The organism is Paenibacillus zanthoxyli JH29 (assembly GCF_000520715.1).
Taxonomy (GTDB): domain Bacteria; phylum Bacillota; class Bacilli; order Paenibacillales; family Paenibacillaceae; genus Paenibacillus_AQ; species Paenibacillus_AQ zanthoxyli.
The window spans coordinates 1-6325 of record NZ_ASSD01000277.1 but is presented as its reverse complement, the minus strand read 5'-3'; the positions used below and the strand labels follow the sequence as shown (position 1 = coordinate 6325).

Here is a 6325-nt window from a genome sequence, read left to right as displayed (position 1 = left end):
CGGGTCACCTTCGCAGCCGCCGATGCTCCAATCTGCATGAGGAAGATCAATGTGCAGTCTCCGATAGTCTCAATCCGGCCATCAATCTTGCCTAATTCGTCCTGAGCTGCGATGTCAGGTATTCTGCGCAGCTCCAGAAGCTCGCTTTTACCCTTCGTTATATTATAAATGGCAAACATCGAACATTGCCCAAAATGGGCATTTACACGAACTCCGTCATCTGTGGCGAACGCTACTTTCACGATGCTCCGCCTCCCTTCTCATTAATAGATTGCCTGCTTTATTGGTCCACTCCATCGCTCCGCGATAGCCGACGGAAACATTCATATACGATCCAAGTTCGTTCCATATCGGGAAGCCGGCAGCTAGGAAAGCTGCTCCAATACGCTCCGCTCCCGCAATTCCGTGCGAACTTCCAATCCACAAATCGGCTCCGCTTCCGAGCACCTCGGCGTCGTCCAAGTCACCGACCCATACATCGCGCTCCATTTCAGCCACTGCCGGCGTTTCATACGACGTAATCAGCGCCTTTTGCTCAACGCCCAGCTCATCTAGCCATTCCGAGACAGAGCGCAGATGATCCGGTTCAAGCGCAGCCACGGCGGAGACACCGGCAAACTGAAAGTGAGCATCAAGCATACAGTCAAGCAGATTTTCACGCTGCCAGCAGTACCGGATAGGAACCGGAACACCGCTGATTTGATGCAGGAAATTCAGCAGCTCGTCGGAAGCCTTGAGCCCCATCGTTCCTTGGAACACCTTGTATGGCGTACCGAGAGCGTTGTGCAGTCTTCTGGCTGGACGTTCCATACTGGAGCCGAAGGCGATCGTAAGCCCCGACTGCAAGCTCTGCAGCATCGAATCCAGTGGAACCCCGCCTCTGGTCAGCGGCGAGAATCCGGTCAGAAGATGTCCCGACAAAGAAGTCGATATATCAGGAAGCGCGATGACCTCAAAGCCAAAGGAGGACACGATTTCCTTGAGTTCCATTACATCCCCGGGTGTAAGATAAGATCCCGGCAGCAGCGTAATCTGACGGGAATTCACGTTCCGCTGTCCCCGGAGACCCGCCTGCTGAATCAGTTCATCAACCATAGCTTCAACAGTTACACTGAATCCGGATTCTAGCGATCCGCGAAAGTCAGGCAGCGTCACAGAAAAGGCAAGCCCGCCGCGCATATTACGCTCTCTCTTGTACGACTTCAGCATACTCTGGTAATCCACCCCTGCAACATCGGTCAGTTCAGTCCCGATGATCCCGATAATGTCGGGACGATGCTTGGACAGCACTGCGTTCAGGGCTTCTTCCAAATTGCGGTTTGCGTCGAAAATAACGTCCATTTCCTGCAGCGCTGAAGTCTGTACGGCAATCGGTTCACGAAAATGCCGAGTTAGAAGCGCCTTGGGAAAGGCGGAGCAGCCCTGCGAGCCATGGACAACCGGCATGGCCCGATAGCAGCCTTGCATCGCCAGTATACCGCCGAGAGACTGTCCGATTTTAAGCGGATTAACCGATACCGGTTTGCTTCTTCTCTTAACGGTCATAGCTGCCCTCCTTGTCCCACGGAGCTGGCGAGGAGGCGAGCTTCCAAATCGGATTAGCAATGGAATCCACCAATTCCTTAGCCAGCCGCAGCAGACCTTCGTAACCGGCATAGGCCTTATGACGTTCCTGGTTGATGTCCACAAACGGGATTTGCTCTTTCATTGCAACATACATATTCCGTCCGCCGGCAATCATTATATCGGCTTTGCGCTCTCTTACCGTCTTAATAATACGGCTCGCTCCGCCTTCCGGAATATACTCTGTATCATCGCTGACTCTGTCGGCAATCCGCTGTACATCCTCATCCGAGCTTTTGTTCGTTCCGACGCCAACAACCTGGATGCCCAGTTCCTTCAGCGCCGAAATAACCGACCAGCTTTTCACTCCGCCTGTGTAGAGAACAGCTTTCTTTCCTTTAAGTATCTTACGGTATGGCCGCAGGTCATGAGACAACCGATTCTCTTCACGCTCTGTCAATCGGTCGACCCTGCGTTCCATCTCTCTATCGTTCAGTAGGTAAGCCATTTGACGCAAAGAGTAGGTGGTCTCTTTTGCACCATAGAATGAGCCTTCAAAATAGGGAATGCCATATTTGGATTCCATCTGCTTCGCCAGTCCAAGCAGTGCGCGGCTGCATACTACCATATTGGCTTTCGCACGGTGGGCCCAAGTAATTTCCTTGTATCTGGCATCGCCTGTAATGCGGGACAAGAGCGTTATTCCCGCTTGGTTCATCAGTTTCTCAATGTCCCACATCTCGCCGGCGATGTTGTACTCGCCAATCAGGTTTACGCCCATAGAAGCCTCTACTTCCGGTTCACCCGTACCGATAACATATTGGAGCAAAGCATCGCCCGCGAGCCGGTTGCCGAGGTTCTTGCTACCGACAAAGCCGGGGCTGTTTACAGGAACTACCGGGATTCCGAGACGGTCTGAAGACTCTTTACAGACGGCATCCATGTCTTCGCCGATCAGCGCTGTAACGCATGTCGCATATACAAAGATAGCCGGAGGCGCAAAACGCCCGGCAATATAGTCAATGCTGTCTTTCAGCTTTTTTTCTCCGCCAAAAATAATGTCATTATTGCTCAAATCCGTCGCAAAGCCGTATTGGGAGAGGGAAGGGCCACTCGAAAGGCTTCCCCGGCTTTCCCAACTGTTGCCGGCGCAAGCTACCGGTCCATGCACGAGATGCGCAGCATCCATAATCGGGAGCAATGTAATTTGCGCTCCGTCGAATGAGCAACCTCCGGCTGCCTCACCCGGTTTTGGCCGTGGACAAGGCTTTGATTTGGGGGCAAGACTCCCGCAGGCCTGATCGTCTATCTCTTCCTTTCGAATAGGCTCCATTGGATCATCATCTCCTTCGCTAAGACTCAGTGCTCTAATTCTTACTACCCACCAGGCTAAACAACTGAAATGAATGCGGAATAAATAGAACAGAAACGTTTGGACCCCAATCCGTATACATTTCGCCGCTATTCAAAATCTGAGTTATACAAATTATAACATATTTTCTCTGAAAATAGGCTGAGGGAGCAGATTTATCCAAGATAAATCTGCTCCCCTTTTTACCTATAGATTAGCGAACCAAATCGTTGAAACCGGACTCGTTGTTGTCCAACTGATCAAGGACAATATTGACAATCAAGGTCAGCAGATTCAGTGCTCCTTGGTAGCCGATAATCGGATTGCGATGCATATGATGACGGTCAAAGATCGGGAAGCCTACGCGGACCAGCGGTACTCCCGCATCCTTAGCGGCGAATTTAACGTGCGAGCTGCCGATAGCCAGATCAACCGGATCGTTAAGCAGCAGCGAACGCAGATGCCAAAGGTCTTTGCCTACATAAACAGTTGCTTCGGAACCATAAGGGCTGGTTGCCAGCAGTGCTTCAACTTCTTCTTTCCACTTCTTGCCATCGAATTCAACATCACCGTTCGAGCACAGAATGTGAACCGGCTCCATGCCGACTTCGAGACAGAATCCAATAAGGCCAAGCAGCAGGTCAGGGTCACCAGCAAGAGCAACGCGTTTACCATGCAGATAAGGATGGCTGTCAGTGTAAGCGTCAACCACGCGTCCGCGTTCTTCCTTCAGCGATGCCGGAACCGGAAGACCTGTCAGTTCGCTGATAGCTTCAAGCAGCTTATCTGTCGCTTTTACGCCGAGCGGAGTCGACAGAGCGGAAACTTGTTGCTTCCAAGTGCCATTGATATATTCTTGAGTTTTCTTGAGCGTGTATTTTTGCAGTACGAGCGAGCCCAGTGCGTTAGCCGCTTTTGGAACATCGGCAAGCTTCGTTCCGCCATAGTAGTATTCATATTCTCCGTTAGCCGGGGAATCATAGTTGCCGCTGTGATCGCCGAGAATCGTGTACTTCGTATCAAAAGCGTTCAGGATTTTACGGATTTCCGCAAAGTTTCCTGTGTAAGGCTCAAATCCAAGCAGCACGTTCAGCTTCTCGCCTTCTTCACCGGTACCCGGAGCGGCGGTTTGACCGGAACGTTCGAACAATTGGCTCAGAATGCCCTTGATCATGGAATCATAACCAGTGATATGCGAGCCGATGAAGCTTGGCGTATTCGCAAAGGTTACAGGGAAATCTTCGGTGATTGCGCCTTTTTGACGGGCATTGCCGATAAAGGCCGACAGGTCATCACCGATTACTTCCGCCATACAAGTGGTACATACAGCGATCATTTCCGGTTTGTACAGAGCAACGGCGTTTTGCAGACCGTCGATCATGTTGCTCATGCCGCCGAATACGGCTGCATCCTCAGTCATCGAGGAAGAAACAGCTGGCGTAGGTTCTTTAAAGTGGCGGCTCAGATGACTGCGGAAGTAAGAGTTACAGCCTTGGGACCCGTGTACGAACGGCAGCGTTTTTTCGAATCCGAGTGCTGCCATAATCGATCCGAGCGGTTGGCACGCTTTGTGAGGATTGATAACAACTGCTTTACGTTCGAAGTTCTTTTCCATATACTCCGCAGATTGGGAGTAAGCGAGCGCTTCTGCTTTCTCTTGATCACTGCAAGGCGCTTCAAATTGTTTCTTGTTTTCACGCTGTTGAACATAGCGTTCTTCCGTAAACAAGGTGTTGTAATCGGGAATATTCAATCTTTCCTTGCTCATACGCTCGCCCCCTCAGTCTGTACTTTTTCTTTCTTATCAATCAAATTCCATACCGGGTTGTTCACAGTCATATCCATATCCTTGGCAAAAATCTTGAAGCCGTCGAAGCCATGGTACGGACCACTGTAATCCCAGGAGTGCATTTGACGGAACGGAATACCCATTTTGTGGTATACGTATTTTTCCTTAACACCCGATCCCATAAGGTCGATGTTCAATTTTTGAGCGAGTTCTTCCAGTTCGTATGCAGTCGGATCATCCATGATGATCGATCCTTCTTTCATGTCTGGGAAGGTTCTTTCATAGTCGTCTTTATGAGCAAATTCGTAGCCTGTAGCAACGATTTCCATACCCAGATCTTCGTAAGCGCCAATGGTGTGGCGGGAACGCAGACCACCGATCAGCAGCATAACCTTTTTGCCTTCCAGACGAGGTCTGTATTTGCCGATAATGGCATCCATTTGCGGCTTGTATTTGGCGATAACCTTCTCGCAGTTTTCTTGGATCGTTGCGTCGAATTTCGCAGCGATTGCGCGCAGGCTCTCGTAAGTTTTGGTCGGCCCGAAGAAGTTGTACTCCATCCACGGAATACCGTAAGCTTGCTCCATATGCGTAACCATGTAGTTCATGGAACGGTGGCAGTGAATCAGGTTCAGCTTCGCTTTGTGAGCGACTTGCAGCTCGTTCAGCGTACCGTCGCCCGACCATTGAGCGATTACGCGCAGACCCATTTCTTCTAACAGGATACGGGAAGCCCAAGCGTCGCCGCCGATGTTGTAGTCACCGATGATATTAACATCGTAAGGACCGGTTTCGGCTAGATCCGCTTTACCCAATAAATAGTCGCGGATAACGTCGTTCGCAATATGGTGACCAAGCGATTGGCTGACGCCGCGGAAACCTTCGCAACGGACCGGAACAACTGGCATTTCCAGTTCTTTCGCCATTTTCTTGGATACTGCTTCAATATCATCGCCGATCAGACCAATCGGACACTCAGATTGAACAGTGATACCTTTAGCCAGCGGGAACATTTCCGTGATCTCGCGGCAGATGACTTCCAGCTTCTTGTCGCCGCCAAAGACGATGTCCGTCTCTTGGAAATCACTTGTGATTTGCATAGCGGTGAAGTTATCGATACCAAGCGTACCGTTCGCATAGTTGCGGCGAGTAGCCCAGCTATATTGTCCGCAGCCAACCGGGCCGTGAGAAATGTGAACCATATCCTTGATCGGTCCCCATACCACGCCTTTCGAACCTGCGTAGGAGCAACCGCGCGGCGTCATTACGCCCGGACGGGATTTAATGTTCGATTTCAGGGAGCAATTGCAGGATTGTTTAGTCTCCTCAGTATTAATCTGAAAATGCTTCTTACGGTCTTTTTTTGCTTTATCGGGATAGGCTTCCAGTATATCCTCAACTAACTTTTTGTTCGCCTCAATATCCAGTCCCATTCGTTGAACCTCCTTTTCAAATGTGCAGGATAGTACCTCCTGCGGGGCATACTTCGTTTAATTTCATCCGGTGAATGACCGTCTCTCCACTCCATTCACCGGACAATTTATATTGTTATGCGAAGTCTGTTCGCTTTTTTTTAATTAGTGACCAGCAGCTTCAAGCTTCTTGATAGCTGTTTCTTCGTC

At 50.3% G+C, this 6325-nt stretch carries 5 protein-coding genes; all 5 read right to left on the bottom strand.

Annotation, left to right across the window (positions count from 1 at the left end):
* On the bottom strand, positions 1-242 hold a 242-nt coding region (locus tag L691_RS0110190; RefSeq protein WP_025690370.1), incomplete at its 3' end, for a NifB/NifX family molybdenum-iron cluster-binding protein.
* Positions 217-1545 (bottom strand): nitrogenase iron-molybdenum cofactor biosynthesis protein NifN, encoded by a 1329-nt coding sequence (nifN, locus tag L691_RS0110185; RefSeq protein WP_025690368.1) that lies wholly within the window; start codon positions 1543-1545, stop codon positions 217-219. The genes nifN and L691_RS0110190, both read right to left, overlap by 26 nt.
* Positions 1535-2896 carry a nitrogenase iron-molybdenum cofactor biosynthesis protein NifE gene (nifE, locus tag L691_RS0110180; RefSeq protein WP_025690367.1) on the bottom strand — a complete coding sequence of 454 codons (1362 nt, stop codon included), beginning with the start codon at positions 2894-2896 and terminating at the stop codon, positions 1535-1537. The genes nifN and nifE overlap by 11 nt, the downstream gene beginning before the upstream one ends.
* 232 nt (positions 2897-3128) lie before the next feature.
* Complete coding sequence (nifK, locus tag L691_RS0110175) at positions 3129-4682, bottom strand: nitrogenase molybdenum-iron protein subunit beta (protein WP_025690366.1); 1554 nt, start codon at positions 4680-4682, stop codon at positions 3129-3131.
* Complete coding sequence (gene nifD / locus L691_RS0110170; RefSeq protein WP_025690364.1) at positions 4679-6136, bottom strand: nitrogenase molybdenum-iron protein alpha chain; 1458 nt, start codon at positions 6134-6136, stop codon at positions 4679-4681. The genes nifK and nifD overlap by 4 nt, the downstream gene beginning before the upstream one ends.
* Positions 6137-6325 lie beyond the last annotated feature (189 nt).